Raw genomic sequence first — 24,926 nt, forward strand, 5'->3', positions numbered from 1 at the left:
AGTCACGACACCGCTGAGTCTAGCTTTTCTACACTGACAATGAAACAGCCCTGCCGAAGTCGGCAACCTTCTGTTTTTAGCATTGTTCGTGAGGTACTCCATGCATTTGAGAGTTCTGAAGATGAACATTTAGGGCTTTATGGTGCATTTGGGTATGACTTGGTGTTTCAGTTTGAGCAACTTTCAAAACAGTTGCCTCGGGCAGAAGACCAACGAGATTTAGTCTTGTACCTCCCCGATGAACTGGTAATCATTGATCACTATCAGCGGCAGGCGTTCCTTGTGCAGTATGACTTTGAAACACCATATGGAACCACTGAAGGACTGTTTCGCAGTGGTGACGTGATTAACTACAAAGGCAAGAACCTGACGCCGACTGTTGCCTCTGACCACGCGCCCGGAGAGTATGAACAGCAGGTTGATACCGCACTCGATTACTTTCGTCGGGGCGATTTGTTTGAAGTTGTTCCAAGCCAAACGTTTTTTAAGCCGTGCGAGAGCGCTCCCAGTCATCTATTCCGCACATTGATGCAAATTAATCCTAGTCCTTACGGATTTCTAATGAACTTGGGGAGAGAATATCTGATTGGGGCATCGCCCGAAATGTTTGTACGGGTTGAAGGAAAACGAGTGGAAACATGCCCGATTAGCGGCACCATTCGTCGAGGAGGCAACGCGATCGAAGATGCTGCCCAGATTCTACAACTGCTCAATTCTCTCAAAGACGCCTCTGAATTAACCATGTGTACCGATGTCGATCGCAACGATAAATCGCGCATTTGCGAAGCGGGATCAGTTCAGGTGATTGGGCGGCGTCAAATTGAGTTGTACAGCCATTTAATTCATACCGTCGATCATGTGGAAGGTACGTTGCGCGACGAGTTTGACTCCTTGGATGCCTTTCTCACGCATCTGTGGGCAGTTACCGTCACCGGCGCACCAAAACGCGGGGCAATTCAGTTTCTAGAACAGCACGAACACAGTGCGAGACGGTGGTATGGCGGCGCGGTGGGATATCTAAACTTTAAAGGTGACTTGAATACCGGATTGGTGTTGCAGACAATTCAATTGAAAGATGCGATCGCACAAGTACGAGTCGGAGCAACGGTGCTGTACGACTCTGATGCAGAAGCAGAAGCACAAGAAACAATGACTAAAGCCGCCGCTCTGTTTCAAACGCTGTATCAAACTCAGCAAAGGCATTCAAATTCATTTGCGGGCGTCGATCTAGAACTCCGGTTGCCGCGTGTAGAACCGGGTAAGCGAGTCTTACTGATTGACTACGAAGATTCGTTTGTTCACACGTTGGCGAACTATATTCGGCAAACGGGCGTCACCGTCAAAACCTTGCGTCACGGGTTTCCAGAGTCAGTTTTGGACACTGAACGTCCAGATTTGGTGGTTTTATCTCCCGGTCCTGGCAAACCGAGCGATTTTGGCGTCAGCAAGACCATCGCCGCCTGCGTCAAACGGCAAATCCCGATCTTTGGAGTGTGTTTAGGGTTGCAGTCCATTGTTGAGGCATTTGGGGGCAAATTAGGCGTGCTGTCCTATCCTCAGCATGGCAAACCCTCTCGTGTTTCGGTGACTGATTCAAAATCTGTCCTGTTTCAAACCCTGCCGCGATCGTTTGAAGTCGGACGCTATCACTCCCTCTACGCGCTGCCCCAATATCTACCCGAAAGCCTCAAGGTAACTGCCATTTCGGATGACGACGTAATTATGGCGATCGAGCATAAAACATTAGCGATCGCAGGTGTGCAGTTCCATCCAGAATCAATCATGACGCTTGCCGATGGCGTTGGTCTATCGATTATTCAAAACGTCATGCGGGTCTTCACAACAACGTTGTCTTCATCGATTCATTAATGGAGCTAAGTCAGATGCAGATTCAACACTCACCCCTTCAAGAACACTCGGCTTCCACGGCTGAACAAAGTTATCCCATTGCCACACAGCGCCACATTCTCGAAGAAATTGTGTGGTCTAAGCTGAGAGAAGTTGAACTCAGACGCAGTCAGATTGCTTTTGCAGAAGTTCAACGCCAAGCCAGCACAAGTTCTTCTCCGCACAATTTTCTAAATGCGCTGCGACAAAGTCCGAGCCAGCCGAGCCTGATTGCAGAAGTTAAAAAAGCCTCACCGAGCAAAGGAATTCTGTGTGCTGATTTTGATCCGGTTGAGATTGCTAAAGCCTATGAGCGGGGCGGCGCAACCTGCTTATCCGTTCTTACCGATCAAAAGTTTTTTCAAGGCAGTTTTACCAATCTGCGACAAATTAGAGAGCAAATTGCACTTCCCTTACTGTGTAAAGAGTTTGTCATTGACCCTTACCAAATTTATCTTGCTCGCGTGAATGGAGCCGATGCAGTTCTACTAATTGCTGCCATTTTGTCCGATCGCATTCTTCAGTCTTTTCTCGATCTGATTCATACATTAGGTATGACAGCTCTAGTCGAAGTTCATACGATCGCTGAACTCGATCGAGTAATGGCATTATCCAATGTCAAACTGATTGGCATTAACAATCGCAATCTTGAAGATTTTAGTCTCGACCTGACAACCACGCGATCACTGCTCACCGAACGACGAGTAGTGTTGGATCGATTGGATATTACGATCGTTAGCGAATCGGGTCTCTACACCCCCCAAGATTTAGCGTTCGTTGCTGATGCAGGCGCGAATGCAGTGTTGGTCGGAGAATCACTCGTTAAACAACCCGATGTAGAACAAGCGGTTAGAGATTTATTGCAAACTCCTGATCGATAGGACGTGTTCTAGACCTTTCAGTAACAAATTACATTCATCCCCTCAGCCCTATGACTTCCATCTCCCAACGCCTTGCAACCCTACGCACAAACAACCAGTGTGCTTTGATTCCATTTATTACAGCAGGTGATCCCGATTTAGAAACAACCGCCGCCGCACTCCGCACTTTAGATGCAAATGGCGCTGATCTCATTGAACTCGGTGTTCCTTATTCCGATCCACTCGCCGATGGTCCCGTGATTCAAGCGGCGGCAACTCGTGCCCTCAACGCAGGAACGCGCCTCGCTCACGTTTTAGACATGGTTCGAGACGTGGCTCCAGACTTACGATCGCCGATTATCCTGTTCACCTACTACAACCCAATTTTGAGTTTAGGGATTGAGGCTTTTCTTAAACAGATTGCTGACTCAGGGATTAAAGGGTTGGTCGTACCCGATTTACCGCTAGAAGAATCCAGCACGCTAATCGCGTTAGCAGATCAAATCGGAATTGAAGTGATCTTGCTTGTGACGCCGACTAGTTCTCAAGCGCGAATCGAAGCGATCGCGCGTCAGTCGCGAGGATTTATTTACCTCGTGAGTGTGACGGGTGTAACAGGAGTGCGATCGCAGGTTCAAACGCGCGTTAAAGATGTCATTCAGAATATCCGTCGGGTCACCACCAAACCGATCGCCGTTGGGTTTGGCATTTCTCAACCCGAACAAGCTCGTCAACTTGCAGACTGGGGAACAGATGCGGTAATTGTTGGAAGCGCCTTTGTTCAACGCTTAGCAGACGGCACTCCCCAACAAGGTCTTCAAGCTGTTAAAACATTCTGCCGCGATTTGAGTGCATCAATTACGCCAACGCTACGTGTAACGAGATAGCTCCTTCACTTCTAGGAAATCCACCTCTAGGAAATCACATGCCAGTAAACACCCCCCACGTTTCCTTAAGTCAGCAACCTGACACCCTCGGTCGATTTGGTTCCTTTGGCGGTCAATACGTGCCTGAAACTCTAATGTGTGCGCTTGCTCAGTTAGAAACCGCCTTTGCTCACTACAAAAACGAACCGCAGTTTCAAGCCGAACTTCAAACGTTATTACGCGAGTATGTTGGACGAGCAACGCCGCTCTATTTCGCCGAACGGCTCAGCGATCGCTACGCAAAACCAGATGGAACTACACCGCAAATCTATCTCAAACGCGAAGATTTAAATCACACAGGTGCACATAAAATTAACAACGCTTTAGGACAAGTGCTGTTAGCGAAGCGGATGGGCAAACAGCGAATCATTGCGGAAACTGGCGCAGGTCAGCATGGTGTAGCGACCGCAACCGTCTGCGCTCGTTTCGGTCTTCAATGTGTGATCTACATGGGCATCCATGATATGGAACGACAAGCCCTCAACGTCTTTCGGATGCGATTAATGGGCGCGGAAGTTCGACCTGTCGAAGCGGGAACAGGAACCCTCAAAGACGCAACATCCGAAGCAATTCGGGATTGGGTAACGAACGTAGAAACCACTCACTACATTCTTGGTTCAGTCGCAGGGCCTCATCCCTACCCAATGATGGTTCGAGAGTTCCAAAGGGTAATTGGTGAGGAAACCCGTGCTCAAGCGATGGAGAATTGGGGAGAACTACCGGATATTTTGCTCGCGTGTGTAGGCGGCGGCTCGAATGCGATCGGGCTATTCCATCCGTTTGTTGATGATCTGAACGTCCGTTTAATTGGCATCGAAGCCGCAGGTGAGGGCATCGATACAGATAAACATGCTGCTACCTTGACGCGAGGACGACCGGGAGTCTTGCATGGGGCGATGAGCTACGTCTTGCAAGATGAAGACGGTCAAATTATTGAGGCGCATTCTGTCAGTGCTGGACTCGACTATCCCGGTATTGGTCCTGAACATAGCTATCTGAAAGAGATGAAGCGAGCAGAGTACTACAGTGTCACCGATCAGCAGGCGTTGGATGCTTTTCAGCGACTTTCTCAACTCGAAGGCATCATTCCGGCCTTAGAAACCTCTCATGCGATCGCGTTCCTTGACGTACTGTGTCCTCAATTGAGTGGAAGCCCTCGGATTGTAATCAACTGTTCAGGACGAGGCGACAAAGATGTGCAAACAGTTGCTAAATTGCTACACCTTTCCTAGTTATCGACTATCGAGTAAAAACACAATTAACGTAGGAGAAATGTCATGAATCATGTCGATCTTTCTGCTAAAAATTTGCTCTCTAAACGCACACTAACGGAAATACAGGACGTAACACAGCAGTTAATGGAGAGATATCAGCAAAAGAAGCAGACTGAAGCACTAGTATATGCTGATTTGGCAGTATCGTTAATGTGTCGTGATTCTCTGCGTAAAAATAGCCAAAATCGGCATTAGATCAGTAAAAGCTTACTATCCTGAATTCTCTCTAAATCCATGATCACAACACCGACCATCTCTACCAAAGTCTCCACTCAGGCTGCAAACTGGACTGATCTGTTGCAACATTTGTTAGATAAGCAGTCTCTCTCATCGGCCCAAGCGTCCGACTTGATGAACGGTTGGCTCACAGAATCAATTCCTCCCGTCCTATCCGGTGCAATCTTGGCTGCAATAGGAATGAAGGGAGTATCTGACCAAGAACTGCTAGGCATGGTGCAGGTTTTGCAGGCTCAATCAGTCAGAGCAACGCTGCGATCGCGCCTTATTAGCACTTCACCTCTGGTTGATACCTGCGGCACTGGCGGAGATGGTGCTTCAACCTTCAATATCTCCACTGCTGTTGCCTTTACAGTTGCCGCCGCTGGGGTTAATGTTGCCAAACACGGCAATCGCTCTGCCTCTAGCAAAACTGGTTCAGCCGATGTTTTAGAAGCGTTGGGGCTTAACCTGAAAGCAAATCTCAACAAAACTCAGGAAGCAGTTGACGCCGTAGGGATTACCTTTCTATTTGCACCCGATTGGCATCCTGCCCTAAGCGCGATCGCACCCCTGCGAAAAACACTCAAGGTGCGAACGATCTTTAACCTACTCGGCCCTTTACTCAACCCGATGCACCCTACAGGTCAAGTGATTGGGGTCAACAATTTAGCGTTAGTCGAAACATTTGCTCAAGTGTTGCAGCAACAGGGCGTTCGTCGTGCGATCGCACTTCACGGACGCGAAAAATTAGACGAAGCTGGATTAGGCGACAAAACGGACATTGCTATTGTGTGCGATGGGCAGATCAATCTGCTGGAACTTGATCCAACAGCATTAGGACTCAGCCCCGCTCCGCTTGATGCATTACGAGGGGGAACCATACAAGAAAATGCAGAGATTTTGAAGGCAGTCCTGACCGGAAAGGGTACTCAAGCTCAGCGAGATGTCGTGGTGTTGAATGCAGCATTAGCCTTGTATGTGGGTGAAGCTGTACCAGAAACAGGTGAGTATGCTGACACCTTTGCTAATGCGATCGGGCTTGCCAGAGATGTTCTACAAAGTGGAGCTGCTTGGAGAAAATTGGAGCAGCTTGCTCAATTTTTACAGTGAGCGCAAAATTGCGATCGGGTCTTCTAAAATGAGTTGCTAACGTCGAGCAAAGTAGAATCAATTACACTACCTGCTCATGAACGCGATCGCAATCCTATTCCTACGAAGGAACATTGATAGGCGTTTGAAAGTAGGCAGGCTCATTTCCAGGTTTCCACTTGATATTGCAACCAATACTAGGTTTTTGATCCTGGCTCACAGGCTGGCCTGATAGAACCGCATCGATCGCTAAGCGCAAGTCTTTTCCCGTCACCGGAATGCCATTGTTTGGACGACTATCATCAAGCTGTCCTCGATACACCAATCGGCGCTCGGCATCAAACAGAAAAATATCGGGTGTACAAGCCGCCGAATAGTCCTTTGCCGTTTGCTGAGTTTCATCAAATAGAATTGGAAACGTTAGCGCCAGTTCTTCTGCAAACGCCTTCAGCGAATCAGGAGCATCATCAGGATGCGTGATCGGGTTATTTGGACTGATCGCAACAATTCCAAGATTTTGCTCACGGTAATCTTGACCCAACTTGGCAAGTTCCTGCTTGATATGCTGTACAAACGGACAATGGCGGCTGATAAACAGCACCAACAAGGCTTTTCTACCTGTAAAATCCGCTAATGTAACAGTCTGACCGGATACATCAGGAAGCTGAAAATTAATTGCTGGCGTGCCTAATGTCAACATTGTTGAAGGAGTGAGCACCATAAAATGAACTTCCTACGCTACATCTACTTAGAATAGAAAATTAGCGATCGTAGTTCAATGCTTTCTCGCGCCAGAGCAACCGACGGACTGCCGAATCGTAGTTTTACGCCCTGTCAGGAGGCTTATTATGATTGATCTTTACTACTGGGCAACCCCCAACGGACACAAAATCACGCTGTTTCTAGAAGAAGCTGAATTACCCTATACCCTCGTGCCAATCAACATTGGCAAGGGCGATCAGTTTAAACCAGAGTTTCTGAAGATTTCTCCCAATAATCGTATTCCTGCGATCGTCGATCGCGACCCCACTGATGGCGGCGACCCCATTTCTATATTCGAGTCTGGTGCCATTTTATTGTATCTAGCAGAGAAAACTGGAATGTTGATTCCAACTGACATTCGCAGTCGAGTGGATGTGTTGCAATGGCTATTTTGGCAGATGGGCGGGCTAGGACCGATGGCAGGACAAAATCATCACTTTACTCAATACGCGCCTGCAAAAATCTCCTATGCCATCGATCGCTATGTGAATGAAACAGGGCGGTTGTATGCAGTGCTAGACAAACAATTGAGTAACCGTGAATTTATTGCAGGAGCGTATTCGATCGCGGATCTTGCCGTCTATCCGTGGATTGTGCCTTATGAAAAGCAAGGCCAAAATCTAGCGGATTTTCCCAACGTACAACGCTGGTTTGAAGCGATTAAAGCGCGTCCGGCAACGATTCGAGCCTATGAGAAAGCAGAAGCCTTCAAAGATCAGGCAATCAATCCTGAGCAGGCGCGGGATCTGTTGTTTAATCAGTCCTCCAACACGGTGAAGCGTTGACTTTGACGCAAAGTTTAAGTTGGAACCATGATTCCTGCGGAGTTGCGCTTCCGTTGTGTTCTTAATTGGGCTTCTGGCAAAAAGTTTTATAAATACTTGACCGAGACAGCCTCCCAAAGGCTCTTGGGTTCAGTCGTGATGTGAAACAGTACCTCTACTCGCTGGCCATCCGCATCAATGCCAATGACCAGCAATCCTCGACTGGTTTGCTCTTGGGCAAAAATCGCTTTGAGATCTGAGAATTTCATCTTTAATCAGAACAATCTTCGGATAGTTGTTGGAACAGAAATTAGAATTCGTATTCAACCATTAGTGTTTGACCTCGCTGAGGAGCCTGAGATGTGCATTATGTTGTTGCCGAGTTAAAACCAGTCGGACTGGTGAGAATTAGGACTTATCATTACTGAGTAGAAGGGAAAAGAGTTTTGTACCCCTGCTCTAAACGAGGCACAAATGAATCAGCAAGTTAAGTTTCAGTCTAGTTTCTTAGCAGGCTTAATCTGCGCTCTTAGCGCTTGTGTTACTCTACCAGCAGCAGCTTTACCAGAGCAAGGCGCTGGGGAAGTACTACAATGGTCATATTCTCATCCGTTGATTGCTGGACTCAAACCTTCCATCAAATTACAAACGGTAGAACCCGATTTTGACTCCACATCTAAGTGCCAAGGCAACGAGTTAAGTTTTGCGGTTTGGGCACCTGATAAACAATTGGTAATCCGAGAACTCATCGATTATAGGTCTAGCAATACGTCTTTCGATTTCGATCCGAAGAATTCAGCCGGAATTAATCTAATTCGACAAGTATACGATTCCGCGATCGCTCAAGATTTTGCTTCTTCCACCCCGATAGCGCAGAGAAACATCAACACTGACAGGTCGCGTTATTACCGAGGTAAGCGCTACGGATATCTCACTCGACAATTTCGCGATCGCGGGCGCGAGGATAAGGCTCAGCACCGCACTGCCTCACAGGTAGAAGTAGTGCCGCTCAGCCGGCTGAACGACGAGATTCAACGCGATCAAAAGACAGGGCAATTTTGATTCTAACTGAGCAAGATTCTAATTAAGCAATTGGACTTTTGTTGGAAGGCAAGCCTTTAATGAAATCAGGTTGTAGACTATCTACTCAGTCCTGACTACACAGGGTCTTGCCTGCGATGGGCGCACCATTGTATCTAGTAGATGTTCGAGCAGGGTGGTTGGATTCTTGCAAAGCCCCGTGTGTACCCGCGAGGTCTGAATCATCGTGCTGCGGGGTGCAACCAGCCAGTGAAAGCGTTCCCGGTGGGGGAGCTGACCAATGGCTCCAGCTTGTTCTCCTCCAGCACAGATCATTGGAATGACCGCTAGATGATCTCGGACGGTTTCTACATCCAGAGTTGAATCGATCGCGAGGAGCCGTTGCTCATCTAGTTCGATGCGAGCGTCAAGGAACCGTTTGGTTGCGCACGAAACAATCACTCCAGCGTTGACAAACTCTTCACGCTCGACTTTGGGAACCACACGAATGATGGCGTAATCATAGGTAAAGTGATCTTGCACGAATCGCCTCCTCCAAGAAAACATGCGGCGGTTCTAACCGTCTTAGTAAATACTTGACATAGGCATCCCGATGTTGACCGCTTTCATTAAAGGGAGAATCAACAAGCCAAGCATCCGGAATCAGTTTGACAATGCGATCGATCACCTCTGGCGTCAGGCTCTCGGTCATCTTCGAGTCTACAGCTTGGAGAGCGCTGGCAAAGCGGAGTAGAACGTGGTCTTTAATCGCAGGGAAGCGATCGCGGCTGCGATCGCGGTAATTGCTCCAAGTGTGATGAAAGTAAAGGGCGGCACCGTGATCGATCAGCCAAAGCCGTCGATGCCAAACCAACATATTTGCATTGCGCGGTGTCCGATCGATGTTCGTCACATACCCATCAAACCAAACAATCGAAGAGGCGAGATCCGCATCAGCCTTTCCTGCAACCGGGTCAAACGTAATGGAGCCGGGTAGATAATCAAGCGCGAGGTTAAGACCTGCACTCGCTCGGATCAGATCTTGAATTTCTGGATCAGGCTCAGTGCGAGCAAGATCAGGATCGAGTTCTACAAAGACGAGTTCAGGGACGGGTAGCCCTGAGGCGCGAGCGATCTCTCCTGCCACTAGCTCGGCGATGAGAGATTTGGGTCCTTGACCTGCCCCGCGAAATTTAAGCACATACATGCCATCATCATCGGCTTCCACAATTGCCGGAAGCGACCCACCCTCCCGCAAGGGAGTGACATATCTAGTAGCACTAACTGTTCGCAAGCTCATCCTTTGATCCGTACTCCACACTGAATCTGCCGCCCTGCTGTAAGTCCCCCTGAGTCATCCTATCCCTCTTTCGCCACTCAATGGCTGGATCATTTTTATGGCGAGAACATTAGGCAGGGGTAGATCCAAGTTCATCTTTTTCTCCCCAATGCATTTAGCCTCAACTTGCAATGGCATCAAGAAATAATACGAGCGGTCTCCAAACCTCGAATTCATTATCCTGAACTGCATTTCACTTGTTCAAGCCGGCTATCCATCTTCAAACCTTTTCTTTTACCAAATTCCATTACGGCTACTGTTCATGCTTTATTTGGGACTGTTATAAATGCTCTTCTAATATTGTTCTAATTTGATCTTTTTTACGCCAAGCTAATGCCTCTCCATCAAAGTCTTTACACGTAGACTAATCATTAAAAAGCTTCTCAGTTCTGATTTATTTAATAGTTGTTTATAGGAACGGCAAAAATTTAGCTGCTATTTCTAATATGAACTTTGGCAAAAGTTAACTCATAAAATAAATTCATAGATCGAGTTAATTCTTTTATTTAGAGCCGCCCAAATATAAGCTTTCACAATATAGTTTGTATCTCCTTTTACAGACGTAAACTTGCGAGACTCATTAAGGTGAGAGCACGAAACTGTAATAGGGACAGCTTTTCATTATGAAGACGCAGCGGATCTATCGCAAAGGATTGACGTTCTGTTTACTGATTGTCTCTTTGTGTTTTGCAAGTAGTTGCTCTGGTGGAACTTCAGCAAATACTGCAAGTAATGGTACGGGTAAAAAAGTCATTCGGATTTCGGTCGGAACTCAAGATCAAACCATTAATACGGCAACTGGCGGGTCAGTTATTCGAGAAGAAAAGTTGCTGGAGAAGTATTTACCTAAAACTGGCAAATACGCGAATGTTGAGTACAAAATTGAGTGGTCAAGCTACACATCTGGGCCACCAATCACTAACAAAATGTTGGCAAATCAGATCGATATTGGAATGATGGGCGACTTTCCATCTACGATCAACATGACGACCTTTCAGGCAAAAGGGAATGGGGTTAAAACGCTTTACATCGCGAGTTTAGGTTCCAGTCCAACCGGTGCAGGGAATGCAGTCTTGGTTCCTAAAGATAGCTCTGCTAAAACACTGGCAGATTTGAAAGGGAAAGAAATTTCTGTTCCGTTTGGCTCAGCAGCGCATGGAATGTTGCTCAAAGCGCTGAAGAGCGACGGAATCGATCCAGAAAAGGATGTGATGTTAGTGAGCCAATCGCCGGAAGTGGGAGGCAGCAATTTGAAAACCGGACAAATTGCGGCTCATGCAGATTTTGTTCCCTTCGGTGAATTGTTTGCGTATCGAGGTTTTGCAAGAAAGATTTTTGATGGGGCTCAAACTGGAACTCCCACGTTTCACGGGGTTCTAGTCCGATCAGACTTTGCCAAAGAAAATCCAGAAGTGGTTGTGGCCTACCTCAAAGCGCTGCTTGATGCCAACAAACTGTTTCGTGAACAGCCAGAAGCGATCGCAACGAAAGTGGAGAAATGGTCTGGCGTTGAGCGAGAAGTGGTGTATATGTTCCTTGGTCCTTCTGGGCTACAACAACTCAACCCAACGATCGGACAAGTCAATTTTGATGCGCTCAGAAATAGCGTGACCACCTTGAAACAGTTGGGTAAGTTGGATGACAGCATTAACCCAGAAGAAGTAACAAAGTGGGCAGACGACAGCTACCTGCGACAAGCAATGAAAGAACTGAACCTCAATTATGACGAAGTTGCTAAAGCAGAAGGGTTTGTCATTGGCGGTGAAGATGCTCAAACCAAAGAACCCATTAAAGATCCAAAAATGGCGGCTCAAATTTGGATTAAGGGCGAAGACAAAGTGATGAATTTTGCATCGATCGCAAATATGATGACCATGCTGCAAACGTTGGCAGCAAGCGGAAAAACGGCTGGGGCACTTTTTGTTCACGACCAAACCACAGGCTGGAAGCTGTTTGCTGAAAACTCTTTCTATGTGCAGAACGGGAAGAATGTTTCTGCTTTTCTAACTGAAAAAGAAGCTCAGGCATTTGCTGAAAAATCAGGTGCAAAAGTTGCCAATTTTCAGGCACTCCAGCAATCGATCGCGCAAGCCAATCAGTTACCTATGTTAGTCGGGGCTAAGTAGATTGCACTAACCAAATTTCAGTACTGCACTGAGGTAAATTCCTTGTGCTGAAATTGATACTTACTTTCTTTTGTTAGAGGTGTCTGATGTCTACATCTTCCAAGCGATCGCTGAAAGCTTCGCCCCTTGCTAAGGTTAATACGACGATCGCACATTGCTTTAAAGCTCTCAGTCGTCGCGATCGCTCGGCTTCCAACCAGCAAAAGTTGAATGCACAAGTCTTTAGACGCATTTTGTCGTTGGTTCTGTTTTTTGGAATTTGGCAACTCTTATGCCTCAACCGATTCAACTTCTTCATCAACTTCGAGAATGTGCCTTCTCCGATCGAAGTAGCGCAAGCGACAGTGCAGTTTGTCACGGGTAATCCGATGAAGCACATTCAGGCGAGTGCGATTCGAGTGTTATCTGGGTTTACGATCGCCGCAGTGTTAGGAATTAGCTTGGGCATTTTGATTGGTTGGTTCAAGAAAATTGAAGATTTCATCTTTCTGCCGTTGGAATTGCTCAGACCCATTCCTGCCGTTGCCTGGATACCGCTTGCCATTCTCATGTTTCCGACGTCCGAATCGGGAATGATTTATCTCACGTTTATCGGTGCATTTTTTCCCATTCTCATCAGCACCATTCGAGGCGTTGAGAGTACAGACTTGTTGCTACTGCGAGTCGGTCAGTGTTTGGGGGCCAAGCAGTGGCATATCTTCAAAGATATTGTTGTTCCAGGAGCCATGCCTAACATTGCTAGTGGGCTAGTCATTGGCATGGGTAACTCTTGGTTTTGCTTGGTGACGGCTGAGATTTTGGCAGGTCGATATGGGGTCGGCTACATCACTTGGGAATCGTATGTCACATCAAACTACCCGCCGATCGTGATGGGGATGTTGTTGATTGGTTTAATGGGTGCGGCGAGTGCGTATGCCGTCGATCGCTTGACCTGCCTACTAATGCCTTGGCGAATCACTAAGAAGAAAAGTGCATAGTGACCTGTTTTCTAACCGTGTCTTTAGGAGGTTTGAGTATTGTGGCGACGTTGGTGGAAAAGACTTTAGAGCAACGAGTTAGAGGATTCGTAGAGGTTGAAAATTTGTCTGTTTCCTTCAAACGTAAAGGACAATCTGTTCACGTTTTGGAGTCAGTCAACTTTAAGATCGAACCCGGCGAATTCATCTGTTTGTTAGGACCATCCGGCTGTGGAAAATCAACCATTCTCAATGTCATTGCTGGATTTATCCAGCCGAGCAGTGGTTTTGTGTTTGTAGATAAGCGTCATGTCGATTCTCCAAGCGCAGATCGGGGCTTTGTGTTTCAGCAATATTCTTTGTTGCCCTGGAAGACGACCTATCAGAATGTCGAGTTTGGGCTAAAGATTCGTGGCGTGCCTAAAGCAAAACGATCGGAGTTAGTCAATTACTATTTGAATCGGGTTGGTTTGTTTAAGCACCGTCACTCTTATCCGCACCAGCTTTCAGGCGGAATGCAGCAGCGAGCCAGCATCATCAGAGCGTTGGTGAATTCTCCTTCAGTGCTGTTGATGGATGAGCCATTTGCGGCACTAGACGCCCAAACGCGGCACATGATGCAAGAACTTCTGTTAACGATTTGGAGCGACCTAAAAACAACGGTTATTTTTGTCACCCACGACATTGAGGAAGCGTTGTTTTTGAGCGACAAAATCTTTGTTATGGGAGTCAATCCAGGCAGGATTAAAGAGAAAATTGACGTTACGTTAGACCGTCCTCGTCATGCCGACGGCCTACTCTCACCCGAATTTATCTCTCTAAATCGTCAGGTGTTTGAGTTGATCCGCGAAGAAACCCTCAAAAGCATGGATATGGATTAATCCACCTTAATTAATCAAGAGTGTACCGATTGTAAAAATTCGGGCTGAATCCAGCGATCGAGGCGAATGTTTTGAACGCCTTCGTTACCGGGAATCAAACTGAGTTGAGCAATGTGCTGATTGATCCAATCCGGACGAATGAGCATTTCAGAGAAGAAGCGTCCGGGCTGATTTTCGGGGTGGAAACTGCTAAGGATGCGAGAGACAATATCGGAATCTAGACTCGTCCACTGGCTGACTAGAGCCAGCGCAGACGGCGTAGTTGCATACCAATATTGAGCGGCGGTCAATGCTTTGAGATAAGCAATGACCACTTCTGGATATTGCTCTGCTAAAGATGCACTTGCAACAACGCCATGAAATGCAGGTAATACATTTTCGCCGCTTTGCAGATAGCGAAACTTTCCCTGACGATAAGCAATGTCGTGAAACGGTGCGAAGTGGGCATAGCCATCTGCCGACGTTGAATAATCCGTTGAAGACCCAAAGGGATGAGCCATGTCTGAATTCTCTAGAGCAGCTAGCTGAACTTCATCCAGCAAGTGAGCAGAATGGAGCGATCGCATCACCATGCCATGCGCCGAAGAACTAAAGGGAACTGCAATGATTCGCCCTCGCAAATCTTCGATACTTTGAATGTTAGATTGATTCGGAACAATGACCGCATTGCAAGAACCATCTGGATTCGTTGAAACAAAGCTGACCAAACGAGTTTGTTTCGCGTCTTGGTGCTGAACGGCGCTCAGTAACAAAGGATAGTCGCCTAGAATGCCGATATCAAGTTGTCCAGAATGCAACCCTTGAATAATCGGTGCTCCGGTTGAGAAGTCACACCAGCGAATTTGATATTGAGTTGAACTGTAGCGGCCGTCTTTCGGCAGAAAGTGTTCTAGCAATCCCAACCGCTGAATGATCAAACCCGCTGTGACCGTTGGAATTGTACCGTTTTGAATTCCGATCGATAACGTGAGTGTTTCAGGGCGTTGAGGAGTTGAACGAATGACTAGGCTCGGCGATCGCAGGTGTACTGGTCTCCGAGTCTCTTTCTGCTCGGTTTGAATCCGCGATCGTTGCGCTTGCACATCCTGAATTAAAGCCGTGAATTTTTGAATTGGATTTGAACTGCGCGTTTTCTTTGAAGTTGCACTTTGCGCAAATCGTCGTTGCTGATTTGACTGATCTGCAGACTCGCTCAATCGACGAGGCAACAGCATGAATACATTACCGGATAAGGCAAATTCCTGAAGTGGAATTGAAACTAGCACTCCTGATTGACAATCTGCTTTGAATTCAAACTCAGACGCGAACCCTAGATAGTTTCCCTGCGCGATAAAGGTTTGCATTAAGCTGAGCGTATCGACTGTCTCGATATTTGGAAAGTCGGAGAGCGTTAGTCCTAATTCGTGTAGACGCGCTTCAAAAACCATGCGACTCGGTGACCCTGTCGGAAGCAACACCCACGACTCTTGTTGTAGCTCTTTCAAACTCAACCAGTTTTGCTTTGCTAAAACATGGTTTGAAGCGACGATCAAAGAATAGTGAATCGTGTTGATCGCAGTTGCTGAGATTTCAGCAAATTCTTCAAAACTAATATCAGAAATTCCAATATCTATTTGACCACTTGTTACAGCTCGACAAAGCAATTCGGCAGATTCAAAAACGACACATTGAGTTTGAATTCCAGAATATTCTTGACGATACTGAAAAATAACTTCGGGTAGCCATCCCTGCGAAATTGCTGGTGTGCAACCTATTTTAATGTGACCAAGCTTACCTTGTTTGATTTCTTCAATTTTGGCAACCAATTGATTTTCAACTTCAATCAATCTAGGAGCTTCTTCGTATAAAAAACTGCCCGCTTCTGTTAGCTGAATCTTACGCCCCAATCGGTAAAAAAGAGTAGTTCCTAATTCAGCTTCTAAAGATTTTATCTTAACGCTAACCGCAGGCTGAGTCAGATTTAAAGCATCAGCAGCCTCGGTGAAACTGAGATGTCTAGCGACTTCTAGAAATACTTTAACTTGATAAACTTCCAAAACTCTATCTCCTTTTCCAAGCGGTTTTGCGAATGGTTAAATAATGCATTCAAGTATTTTATGAAATTATAAAAGATATGAATCCATAAATAGTAACCGCTGCTACAAGTTGGTTTGTAGTACTTCAATTTCTTCTTTATGATAGGAGAATCAGAAGACGCTCCGATGTATTTTTTGTGCAGCATCTCTAGAAGTTTTAGTCGCTTAATGAGGAGTACTAAATGGATACTCAATGGATGAAGACGGATGTTCTCATCATTGGTGGTGGAACAGCCGGAACAATGGCAGCCATTAAAGCAAAGCAGGCAAACCCTGAAGGAGAGGTGCTGATTTTAGAGAAAGCTAATATTCGTCGAAGTGGCGCGATCGCGATGGGAATGGATGGCGTGAATACCGCCGTGATTCCGGGCAATTCTACCCCAGAACAATACGTTCGCGAAATCACCATTTCCAACGATGGCATTCTCAATCAAAAAGCGGTTTATCAAACCGGAAAATTAGGGTTTGGGGTGATTCAAGAGCTTGAGAGTTGGGGCGTTAAATTTCAGAAAGATGCTCAAGGTGAGTATGACTTAAAGCAGGTTCATCGAGTCGGCAAATACGTGTTGCCAATGCCGGAAGGGAAGGACCTGAAGCAGATCTTGACTCGGCAAGTAAAGCGACACAAAGCGAAAGTCACCAATCGAGTCATGGCAACTCGTGTTTTGGTGAAAGATGGACGCGCGATCGGGGCAGTCGGGTTTGATGTGCGGAACGGCGATTTCGTTGTGATTCAAGCCAAGGCAGTCGTTCTTTGCACGGGTGCATCTGGGCGGTTAGGACTTCCTGCTTCTGGCTATCTGTACGGAACCTATGAGAACCCGACCAACGCCGGAGATGGTTACTCAATGGCTTATCACGCGGGTGCAGAACTCAGCAACATTGAGTGTTTCCAGATCAATCCGTTGATCAAAGATTACAACGGGCCTGCCTGTGCCTATGTTGCCAGTCCTTTCGGAGCGTATACCGCCAATGCTGAAGGGAACCGCTTTATTAGCTGCGACTACTGGAGTGGTCAAATGATGCTGGAAGTTTGGAAGGAACTGAACTCTGGTAAAGGCCCCGTTCAGCTCAAAATGACCCATCTCGATGAAGACACGATCGCAGAGATTGAAACGATTCTGTGGGCAAATGAGCGTCCGAGCCGGGGACGATTTCATGAAGGTAGAGGCGAAAACTATCGCACCCACGGCGTTGAAATGAATATCTCTGAAATTGGGTTGTGTAGCGGTCACAGCGCTTCTGGAGTTTGGGTCAACGAGAAAGCTGAAACCAGCGTTCCGGGACTGTATGCGGCAGGAGACATGGCAAGCGTTCCTCACAACTACATGATTGGGGCATTTGTGTTTGGAATGCTGGCAGGCACAAACGCCGTCGAGTACGTGGCAGGCTTAGATCATGTTGATCCTGATCCTGAGTTTCTAGAAGTCGAGAAAACCCGCATTTACGCACCATTAACCCGACCCAGCGGCGTTCCCCATACTCAAGTCGAGTACAAACTGCGGCGCTTGGTCAACGACTATCTTCAACCCCCCAAAGTCGATAACAAGATGGAAATTGGGTTGAGAAACTTTGCTCGCTATCACGAAACCTTGGATCTGATGGGTGCACGCGACCCTCATGAGCTGATGCGCTGCATGGAAGTTCACTTTATTCGCGACTGTGCTGAGATGGCGGCTCGCGCCTCACTCTATCGTCGGGAGAGCCGTTGGGGGTTGTACCACTACCGTGTCGATTACCCAGATAAGAATAACGATGAATGGTTCTGCCATGTCAACTTGAAAAAAGATGACTCCGGCAACATGGTGTTGTTTAAGCGTCCGGTTGAACCTTACATCGTAGAGGTTGATCTTGAACGAGAAGTTTATGATGTTGCCGTGCGTTAGTTAGATCTAGTTGAACATTGCTGATTGAACTTTGTGGAGAAGCTTGAGTGTTATGGCATTAGCAACGCAACGAGTTGATGTTCCAGTCATTGTCGATGAGTCTAAATGCTTAGAAAAGTGTACAGCTTGTATTGAGGTGTGTCCGTTAGATGTGTTGGCGAAAAACCCTGAGACGGGCAAAGCTTACATGAAATACGATGAGTGCTGGTTCTGCTTACCCTGCGAGAAAGAGTGCCCGACCAACGCGATCACGGTTCAAATTCCATTTTTGTTGCGATAGAGGAACGGAGATGTTTGCAGATACCGATTCTGAATTAAATGAATGGCTAGAAATGCTGCGATCGCCGGATCTGAGCGATCGTCTAGTCGCTGTCAAAACCCTACAACACTTGGGCGATGAAGAGGCTTTAGAACCTTTAATTGTCGCTCTGCAAGATGAAAGTACTGCGGTTCAAAAATTAGCCGTTACTGCCCTGTGGGAGCTTGCTAATCCAAAAGCAGTTCCCGCGTTAATCGAATGTCTTGTCTCTAGCAATGAAGAAATTCGCGACGAGGCATTGTCGGCTTTGGGTGAACTGATTTCACCCGATCACTTAATGCTATTGCTCGATGCAGTGCATCGCGACAAGGTGAACATGCAGCTTAGCATTTTAATTTTGTTGCGAAAGATTCACGATGCCCAATCGCTGCCGTATGTGCTCCCATTCTTTGAGTCAGATCAGGCTGCGTTGCGTGAAGCAGCCGTCACAACGTTACGCTATCTCAATCAGGTCGAGCGCTGTCAACCTGCGATCGCGCTAATGTCCGATGCGGACGGCACGGTACGTCGAGCCACTGCGCTGACGTTGGGACACTTAGCCGATGCCGAAGTGGTTCCTGCTCTTTGTCAAGCGTTAACGTCTGATGCAGACTGGCAAGTGCGACGCAATGCAGCAAAGTCTCTCGCGCTTCATGCTAATGCTGAAGCAGTTCCCGCTTTGCAAACTGCGCTATCTGATAACCACTGGCAAGTGAGAAAGTTTACGCTTCAAGCCTTGCAAAAAACACCAGACGATCGCGCGCTACCTGCTTTAATTAAAGCCCTAGCCGATGAATACTCAGATGTACGTCGGGATGCCGCGATCGCTCTTGGCAAGCTGAAGAATCCTGCTGCGCTGAATGCACTCCAGCAATCATTGGATGATCCAGACAGAGACGTGTGTATCTTCACGCAACGAGCCATTCAATCAATTCAAGAGTCTACACCAGAGACATCAAATGCCTAGTCACCAATCTCCTTTTCGGCAACCTCTACCAGAAGAAAGTCCTGCACCTTCCGATCCGGTGAACGAAGCTCGTCTACAAGAAGTTGTTCGTTGCCTCAAGCAGGTAATTGAACCCATTCTCAAAAACGACATTGTTTCCTTGGGAATGGTGCGAAACTTGCGAATTGTTGATGATTACATCTACCTGCGCTTGTATATTGGTAGTCATCAACATCACTTACAAACAGAGGTCTACACGGTTCTTGCGGCGCTACCCTGGTGTAAGAAGCCCTATATCCAACTTTGCACGATTCCAGGTGTCAAAACCACCTTGGCCATCTCCAGCGGCAAGGGTGGTGTGGGTAAGTCTACAACCTCTGTGAATCTAGCCATTGCCCTGAGCTTACAGGGTGCAAAGGTGGGATTGTTAGATGCTGATGTCTATGGTCCTAACATTCCCCAGATGATGGGACTGGGACAGGCAGATGTCAAGGTAATCGATACGCCAGATGGCCAGAAGTTTCTGCCCCTAGAAGCCCACGGAATTAAAGTCATGTCTGTCGGCTTGTTAGCAGAACCCGATCATCCTTTAGCTTGGCGCGGTCCGGTTTTACACAAAATTGTGACGCAGTTCATCCATGAGGTGGACTGGGGAGAATTGGATTATTTGCTGATTGATTTGCCTCCAGGTACAGGCGATGCCCAAATTACGATCGTTCAAGAAAGCCCGATTTGTGGAGTATTGCTAGTCACCACTCCACAACAAGTCGCCGTTGCCGATGTCCGTCGTAGCATTCATATGTTTCGCCGCGTCGGCATTCCCGTTCTAGGCGTGGTTGAGAATATGAGCTATCTCCTCTGTGGGCATTGTGGTGAACCAACTTCAATCTTTGGCAGCGGCGGCGGTCAACTGCTTTCGGATGAACTACAAGCGCCCTTGTTAGGTCAGGTTCCGATCGAGCCGCAAATTTGCACCGGGAGCGATACTGGACAGCCCATTACGATCGCAAACCCAACCTCGATCGTGAGCCAGGTTTTTGTTCAAGTCGCCACTGGGCTAGATGCGACATTTCGTCCAGCAACTCTCACAAAGACGCAACTAGAAGCTGTTACCGCTGTTACCGCTTAATTTAGAATGCCATCCCCCACGCTAACGATCGTGACAGCCGTTGTCTTGTTTGTCTGTACCTTCATTCGTTCAGCCGTGGGGTTCGGTGATGCGCTTCTAGCTATGCCATTGCTCGCAATGGTGATGAGCTTAAAAGTTGCGTCACCAATCGTTGCGTTTGTTGGCGTTGTGATCAGTTTGATCATTTTGTTGTTTGATCGCAATGCAGTTGATTTCAAGTCTACTTGGCGACTCATTGTTGCTACGATCGCGGGTATTCCTGTTGGTTTATGGTTACTCAACCAGGTACCCGAACACATTGTGAAATGGGTACTTGGAATCACATTAATTGCCTACGGAAGTATCAATTTACTCGCGCCTAAATACCCTTATCTGCGACATGAAAGATATGCATTTCCATTTGGCTTCATTGCGGGTATTCTTGCAGGCGCATACAACACCAACGGGCCTCCGATCGCAATCTATGGCATCCTACGACGCTGGTCTCCTGATGATTTCCGGGCAACCATGCAGTGTTATTTTCTGTTCTCGGGCATTACGACACTCATTGGACATAGCTTAGCAGGATTATGGACTCCACTGGTCTGGCATTTATCGCTATGGACGTTACCTGGAGTAGGTTTAGGAATTTATCTAGGTGGAAAAGTTAATCGGCTTATTCCTCAACCAATGTTCAGCCAAATCATTTTCAGCTTACTAGTCTTTGTCGGCTGCTTGTTTCTGATATAAGCTCACTCTATCGTCATTGCTCCACTACCTTGCAAAACTTGTTCAAAGGCGATCGAAATTTTTGTTTGATACCGTTGCTGATGCTTAAGCTTCCAGATTGGCTGTATCATTTCAAGCTGAGATTTTAACGGTCTAGATTGTGAATCAATCACGCGAATCGGGTGCAACGCTTTAAATTGAATTTCTTTGGTCACCATCCATCCAGGAATTGCAGCCGCGCCAACGCCCCCTTCAACCACCGTTTTTACCATTTCACTGCTGCTCAAAACCAAAATTACATTTAATCGATTTGGATTGATTCCCCAGTCTTGTAATGCTTGTTCAAAGACCTGCTGCGCTCCAGAACCCGGTTCTCGCATGACCCATGCTGTGGTGAGTAACTCATCTAGCAAAACTTCTTGTCGTTCAAACCAGGGATGCGATCGCCCCACCACAATCTGTAAGCGATCGACTCCAACAACTTCCTGCATGAGATACTGTTGAAGCGCAGGCTTAATTTCTTTCGTCACTAACCCTAAATCAAACTTTCCTGACACTGTTCCTTCAGAAATCTCCTCCGCATTACCTAAAGTACAATGAATCACAATACCCGGATACTGCCGCTTAAATTGGCAAATCTTTTCTGGCAACCAATAATTACCAACATTGATACTTGCACCAACCTTTAGTTCACCTTGTTGTAAATTGTTGAATTCTCGTAATCCTCGTTCAGTAGAAGCGACGTACTCTAAGATCTTTTTGGCTTCTCTCTGAAGCAATCTTCCTGCCTGTGTAATTTCGATGTGCCGACCGATACGATCGAACAGTTTCACACCGTATTCCGCTTCTAAATTTTGAATGGCAGTACTGACAGAAGGCTGCGTAATATAAAGTGCTTCTGCAGCACGAGTAAAGTGCAAGTGCTCTGCAACCGCCAGAAAAATCTTCAACTGATCAAATGTCATTTCCGCTATATAGATTACAATTGCTAATCCATTGATTTTAACTATCAATTCGACAGAAAATAACGTTTGCTTCTAGCAATCTAGTTACTTAAGGTGAAGGTAATTGTTTTAGAAAGCAATTTAATTTATGAGACTTCTCAAGTTTTCTTCTCAGAAGCATTCTAAAAAATGGTTAGAGGTGCACTCACGAAGTAATCTTATTTTGGAAGCGCTGAGTTGGCAATCGATCGTATTTTTGAGTTTTGCGGGATGTTGCTTGACTAATTGGATTTCTCCTCCTGCAGCGTTAACCCTTGGAATTCTCTTTGCATTAACGCTAAAAAATCCTTTTCCAATTACAAGTAAGTTTGTTGCAAAATATCTACTGCAAATTTGTGTTGTATTACTCGGCTTCACGATGAATCTTGCGATCGTATGGCAAGTAGGAAGTCAAGGTGCGCTGTTTGCGGCGGGAAGTATTGGGGCAACCTTTTGGCTTGGCAATTATCTACGGAAATGGCTAAAAATTCCGGTTCAGTCATCAGTATTGATCTCCGCTGGCACTGCGATTTGTGGAGGGTCAGCGATCGCGGCTGTGAGTTCTGTAATCAATGCTGCCGAAAGTGAGATCTCGATTGCAATGGGAACCGTGTTTGTGCTCAATGCGATCGCGCTGTATGTGTTTCCTGCTTTAGGTCATGCATTTCACCTTACCCCTACTCAGTTCGGCACTTGGGCGGGTGTGGCAATTCATGACATCTCTAGCGTAGTAGGTGCGGCTTCACACTTTGGACTTGGTGCGCTAGAAACCGCAACAGCCGTGAAGCTTTCTCGTTCATTATGGATTATTCCGATTTCTCTCATCGCGATCGGGATGCTAAGGCAACCCCTCACATCAGATCAACGGCATTCAATTCAAATCCCTTGGTTTATTGGGCTGTTTCTCCTAGCGTCAATGCTTCGCACATTTGTGCCAACACTTGCAGCCCTTGTTCCTACCATTACGCACTTTTCGACGATCGGACTTACTCTAACCATCTTTCTAATTGGAACAGGCTTATCTAAGCAGGCTTTAAGGGCAGTCGGTTGGAAGCCAATGATTCAAGGAGTTCTATTATGGGTGTTCATCAGTGCCAGTTCTCTCGGGCTGATTTTACAACTCGTTCATTAACCAGAACTAAAACACTTTGACAGACGCACTTGGAAAAGAGAAACGAGTTAGCATCAAAGACAGAAATTCTTTCGGCAGCCAGTTCATTAGAAGCCATCAAACAACTTGCTCTAATCTTGCAACCTTTCCTACACTTTAAATTGAATAAAGTCGAGCTACAAAGTTACTTGGTTAACTGAAAGGCAAGCCTAAACGAGTTCTGCTGCTCTATTTGAAAGATGTTTTGAAGTATGTAGAATTTACAGATAATCAAATGCTAGAGGCAATAGAGAGTTTTTAAGTAATGTCAGATATTCCACGTCAATTCACTCCCGCAGAACTCGACGAATGGCAACGACATCTTGACGAAGCGAATCGCAACAACATTCTGTGTCATTGTCGCCAGTGTGATTATGAATGGGTTGCTTCTACACCTGAAGCGTGTATTTGTGGCAGCAAGGACGTGGAAAGTATTGCTTGTTGGCAGTTTCCCGATGGCTAGGACAACTCAAATGTTGAAACGGCGTTCCCTTCAAGGAGCAGGGGTGAATGAAGTGGGGCAAAAACAAACCCCCAGCGATGAAACCAGGGGAGGGAATTAGGAGAAGATTAGATACTCAAACCAACTTGTCTTGACCAGAGGAATCGAGGAGAGACGATTTCGCTAGGTTCTAGCTCACAGAGAAAGCTGTTAAGACGGTGAAAGTTACCAACAGAACTGCGATCGCGGCTTGAAAAGCGTATTGCTGCTGCTGCTCGGGAGAAGGAGATTCTGCAAAGTAAAGCGCAGGTTCTGTAGCGTAGTTGTTGAGAAGGCCATTTTCGCTGTAGGTCCGCATCGCTTGTTCCTCTTCTGTTACTTTATGTAAATTAATGTAACAGTATTGTTACAAATAGTCAATACCTTCTGCTCTTTCTGGTATGGAGTGTCGTTATGGCGGCAATCAGGATGGCTTAACTCAGGGATGCAATGGGCAAAGCGAATTTAGCTTAACTATGGGCAGATAGTCGGGAAATACCAAGGGTAAAAGGCAGATGTGGAGTGAACTACCTTTCTTTTTGCTTAAATGCGTTCTGTAGACTAACTTTCAAGACGATAGCGTTGCTTGAATCGGGGCGGTTGGTCGGATGGCTCAATTCTGTCTGGGTTGCCCTTCTAGACTAGCAATAGGCAGCAATGTCTTCACCGCAAACATCAGCCAAGTAGCAGAGCGCTTTGAACCGTAAACCGACGAGTTGCTCGTAGAAGGGGTTCAGTTTGCACATCGGGGGAATGTGGAGCAGAACCCGACCGAAGCAGCGAATATCACGTTCAAACGGGCATTGAGAGGGAATGAGACGACAGAAGAAATGGGCTGTCTTAGCGCTTTGAATTTCGATTGCATCGAGTTTTTGGGCGATGGGCTGAAGGAGAGAAGCGATGAATGTATGGGAGGTTAGGGGCAACATGATCAGTCTCCTGAATGCTTTTGTGGGGGGCAGTGTAGCGTTGTCTGATGGTGATTTATACGGTTGGAACCGGGATGTTATGCAACGTTCTCGATCCCGTGATGATTTAAGCCACACGTTGAGGTCAAGGCATTCCGCGTTGAGAGTGACAGTCCTACGATCGGCCAATCGAATTAAAGGAAGTGCTAGGTTGTGTTGACATTTCAGCGAAGTTCAATCAGCAAGGCAGTGAAATAAA

At 46.7% G+C, this 24,926-nt stretch carries 25 protein-coding genes; 17 read left to right on the plus strand and 8 right to left on the minus strand.

Features of this window, described 5'->3' with window-relative positions:
- The 5 genes from AC5JLB_RS02050 to trpD form a co-directional block, all read left to right on the plus strand.
- Positions 1-1,869: anthranilate synthase (locus tag AC5JLB_RS02050; protein WP_495872196.1), on the plus strand; the 1,869-nt coding region annotated here is incomplete at its 5' end.
- Between the two features lie 14 nt (positions 1,870-1,883).
- On the plus strand, positions 1,884-2,768 hold the full coding sequence (trpC, locus tag AC5JLB_RS02055; protein WP_495872197.1) for an indole-3-glycerol phosphate synthase TrpC: 885 nt from the start codon (positions 1,884-1,886) through the stop codon (positions 2,766-2,768).
- Positions 2,769-2,818: 50 nt separating this feature from the next.
- Positions 2,819-3,634, plus strand: a complete 816-nt coding sequence (gene trpA, locus AC5JLB_RS02060; protein WP_495872198.1) for a tryptophan synthase subunit alpha — start codon at positions 2,819-2,821, stop codon at positions 3,632-3,634.
- A gap of 38 nt (positions 3,635-3,672) precedes the next feature.
- The gene (trpB, locus tag AC5JLB_RS02065) at positions 3,673-4,905 is read left to right on the plus strand and encodes a tryptophan synthase subunit beta (protein ID WP_495872199.1); all 1,233 of its coding nucleotides are present in this window, start codon (positions 3,673-3,675) and stop codon (positions 4,903-4,905) included.
- Positions 4,906-5,181: 276 nt separating this feature from the next.
- Positions 5,182-6,276 (plus strand): anthranilate phosphoribosyltransferase, encoded by a 1,095-nt coding sequence (gene trpD / locus AC5JLB_RS02070; protein WP_495872200.1) that lies wholly within the window; start codon positions 5,182-5,184, stop codon positions 6,274-6,276.
- A 100-nt stretch (positions 6,277-6,376) separates the two neighbouring features.
- On the opposite strand, the gene AC5JLB_RS02075 is transcribed toward trpD, so the two are convergent.
- Positions 6,377-6,976, minus strand: coding sequence for a thioredoxin family protein (locus AC5JLB_RS02075; RefSeq protein ID WP_495872201.1), 600 nt, complete (start codon positions 6,974-6,976; stop codon positions 6,377-6,379).
- A 127-nt stretch (positions 6,977-7,103) separates the two neighbouring features.
- Here AC5JLB_RS02075 and AC5JLB_RS02080 point away from each other — a divergent pair, with 127 nt between their 5' ends.
- Positions 7,104-7,802, plus strand: a complete 699-nt coding sequence (locus tag AC5JLB_RS02080) for a glutathione S-transferase N-terminal domain-containing protein (protein WP_495872202.1) — start codon at positions 7,104-7,106, stop codon at positions 7,800-7,802.
- Between the two features lie 86 nt (positions 7,803-7,888).
- Here the strand turns inward: AC5JLB_RS02080 and AC5JLB_RS02085 are convergent, their stop codons facing one another.
- The gene (locus AC5JLB_RS02085; RefSeq protein ID WP_495872203.1) at positions 7,889-8,050 is read right to left on the minus strand and encodes a hypothetical protein; all 162 of its coding nucleotides are present in this window, start codon (positions 8,048-8,050) and stop codon (positions 7,889-7,891) included.
- Between the two features lie 205 nt (positions 8,051-8,255).
- Here AC5JLB_RS02085 and AC5JLB_RS02090 point away from each other — a divergent pair, with 205 nt between their 5' ends.
- Positions 8,256-8,843 carry a hypothetical protein gene (locus AC5JLB_RS02090; protein ID WP_495872204.1) on the plus strand — a complete coding sequence of 196 codons (588 nt, stop codon included), beginning with the start codon at positions 8,256-8,258 and terminating at the stop codon, positions 8,841-8,843.
- Positions 8,844-8,924: 81 nt separating this feature from the next.
- Here AC5JLB_RS02090 and AC5JLB_RS02095 read toward each other — a convergent pair whose 3' ends face one another.
- Together AC5JLB_RS02095 and AC5JLB_RS02100 are read right to left on the minus strand one after the other, a co-directional pair.
- Positions 8,925-9,344, minus strand: a complete 420-nt coding sequence (locus AC5JLB_RS02095) for a DUF3037 domain-containing protein (RefSeq protein WP_495872205.1) — start codon at positions 9,342-9,344, stop codon at positions 8,925-8,927.
- Positions 9,322-10,101, minus strand: a complete 780-nt coding sequence (locus AC5JLB_RS02100; RefSeq protein WP_495872206.1) for a HipA family kinase — start codon at positions 10,099-10,101, stop codon at positions 9,322-9,324. The genes AC5JLB_RS02095 and AC5JLB_RS02100 overlap by 23 nt, the downstream gene beginning before the upstream one ends.
- 662 nt (positions 10,102-10,763) lie before the next feature.
- On the opposite strand from AC5JLB_RS02100, the gene AC5JLB_RS02105 reads away from it, so the two are divergent.
- The 3 genes from AC5JLB_RS02105 to AC5JLB_RS02115 all read left to right on the plus strand — a co-directional run bounded on the left by AC5JLB_RS02105 (position 10,764) and on the right by AC5JLB_RS02115 (position 14,103).
- Positions 10,764-12,266 (plus strand): ABC transporter substrate-binding protein, encoded by a 1,503-nt coding sequence (locus tag AC5JLB_RS02105; protein WP_495872207.1) that lies wholly within the window; start codon positions 10,764-10,766, stop codon positions 12,264-12,266.
- A gap of 86 nt (positions 12,267-12,352) precedes the next feature.
- Positions 12,353-13,243 carry an ABC transporter permease gene (locus AC5JLB_RS02110; protein WP_495872208.1) on the plus strand — a complete coding sequence of 297 codons (891 nt, stop codon included), beginning with the start codon at positions 12,353-12,355 and terminating at the stop codon, positions 13,241-13,243.
- 17 nt (positions 13,244-13,260) lie between these two features.
- Complete coding sequence (locus tag AC5JLB_RS02115) at positions 13,261-14,103, plus strand: ABC transporter ATP-binding protein (protein ID WP_495872209.1); 843 nt, start codon at positions 13,261-13,263, stop codon at positions 14,101-14,103.
- A gap of 14 nt (positions 14,104-14,117) precedes the next feature.
- Here AC5JLB_RS02115 and AC5JLB_RS02120 read toward each other — a convergent pair whose 3' ends face one another.
- Complete coding sequence (locus AC5JLB_RS02120) at positions 14,118-16,139, minus strand: LysR family transcriptional regulator (protein ID WP_495872210.1); 2,022 nt, start codon at positions 16,137-16,139, stop codon at positions 14,118-14,120.
- Positions 16,140-16,360: 221 nt separating this feature from the next.
- Between AC5JLB_RS02120 and AC5JLB_RS02125 the strand changes: the two genes are divergently transcribed.
- From AC5JLB_RS02125 to AC5JLB_RS02145, 5 genes are read left to right on the plus strand one after another with little or no spacing between them, the layout of a single operon-like run.
- Positions 16,361-18,064 carry a fumarate reductase/succinate dehydrogenase flavoprotein subunit gene (locus AC5JLB_RS02125; RefSeq protein ID WP_495872211.1) on the plus strand — a complete coding sequence of 568 codons (1,704 nt, stop codon included), beginning with the start codon at positions 16,361-16,363 and terminating at the stop codon, positions 18,062-18,064.
- 52 nt (positions 18,065-18,116) lie between these two features.
- Complete coding sequence (locus tag AC5JLB_RS02130; protein WP_106171222.1) at positions 18,117-18,344, plus strand: 4Fe-4S dicluster domain-containing protein; 228 nt, start codon at positions 18,117-18,119, stop codon at positions 18,342-18,344.
- A 10-nt stretch (positions 18,345-18,354) separates the two neighbouring features.
- Complete coding sequence (locus tag AC5JLB_RS02135; RefSeq protein ID WP_495872212.1) at positions 18,355-19,329, plus strand: HEAT repeat domain-containing protein; 975 nt, start codon at positions 18,355-18,357, stop codon at positions 19,327-19,329.
- On the plus strand, positions 19,322-20,437 hold the full coding sequence (locus tag AC5JLB_RS02140; protein ID WP_495872213.1) for an Mrp/NBP35 family ATP-binding protein: 1,116 nt from the start codon (positions 19,322-19,324) through the stop codon (positions 20,435-20,437). Before AC5JLB_RS02135 ends, AC5JLB_RS02140 begins: the two co-directional genes overlap by 8 nt.
- 6 nt (positions 20,438-20,443) lie before the next feature.
- Positions 20,444-21,166 carry a sulfite exporter TauE/SafE family protein gene (locus AC5JLB_RS02145; protein WP_495872214.1) on the plus strand — a complete coding sequence of 241 codons (723 nt, stop codon included), beginning with the start codon at positions 20,444-20,446 and terminating at the stop codon, positions 21,164-21,166.
- Between the two features lie 2 nt (positions 21,167-21,168).
- Here AC5JLB_RS02145 and AC5JLB_RS02150 read toward each other — a convergent pair whose 3' ends face one another.
- Positions 21,169-22,110 carry a LysR family transcriptional regulator gene (locus AC5JLB_RS02150; RefSeq protein ID WP_495872215.1) on the minus strand — a complete coding sequence of 314 codons (942 nt, stop codon included), beginning with the start codon at positions 22,108-22,110 and terminating at the stop codon, positions 21,169-21,171.
- Positions 22,111-22,366: 256 nt separating this feature from the next.
- Here AC5JLB_RS02150 and AC5JLB_RS02155 point away from each other — a divergent pair, with 256 nt between their 5' ends.
- A complete protein-coding gene (locus AC5JLB_RS02155; RefSeq protein WP_495872216.1) occupies positions 22,367-23,260 on the plus strand; it encodes a YeiH family protein in 894 nt (297 codons plus the stop codon).
- A gap of 283 nt (positions 23,261-23,543) precedes the next feature.
- Positions 23,544-23,741, plus strand: coding sequence for a hypothetical protein (locus AC5JLB_RS02160; RefSeq protein ID WP_495872217.1), 198 nt, complete (start codon positions 23,544-23,546; stop codon positions 23,739-23,741).
- A gap of 169 nt (positions 23,742-23,910) precedes the next feature.
- Here the strand turns inward: AC5JLB_RS02160 and psb34 are convergent, their stop codons facing one another.
- Both psb34 and AC5JLB_RS02170 read right to left on the minus strand, forming a co-directional pair.
- Complete coding sequence (psb34, locus tag AC5JLB_RS02165; protein ID WP_495872218.1) at positions 23,911-24,078, minus strand: photosystem II assembly protein Psb34; 168 nt, start codon at positions 24,076-24,078, stop codon at positions 23,911-23,913.
- Positions 24,079-24,400: 322 nt separating this feature from the next.
- Entirely contained in the window at positions 24,401-24,688 is a 288-nt protein-coding gene (locus tag AC5JLB_RS02170) for a Mo-dependent nitrogenase C-terminal domain-containing protein (protein WP_495872219.1), read from the minus strand.
- Positions 24,689-24,926 lie beyond the last annotated feature (238 nt).

It is taken from the genome of Myxacorys chilensis, from assembly GCF_059505265.1.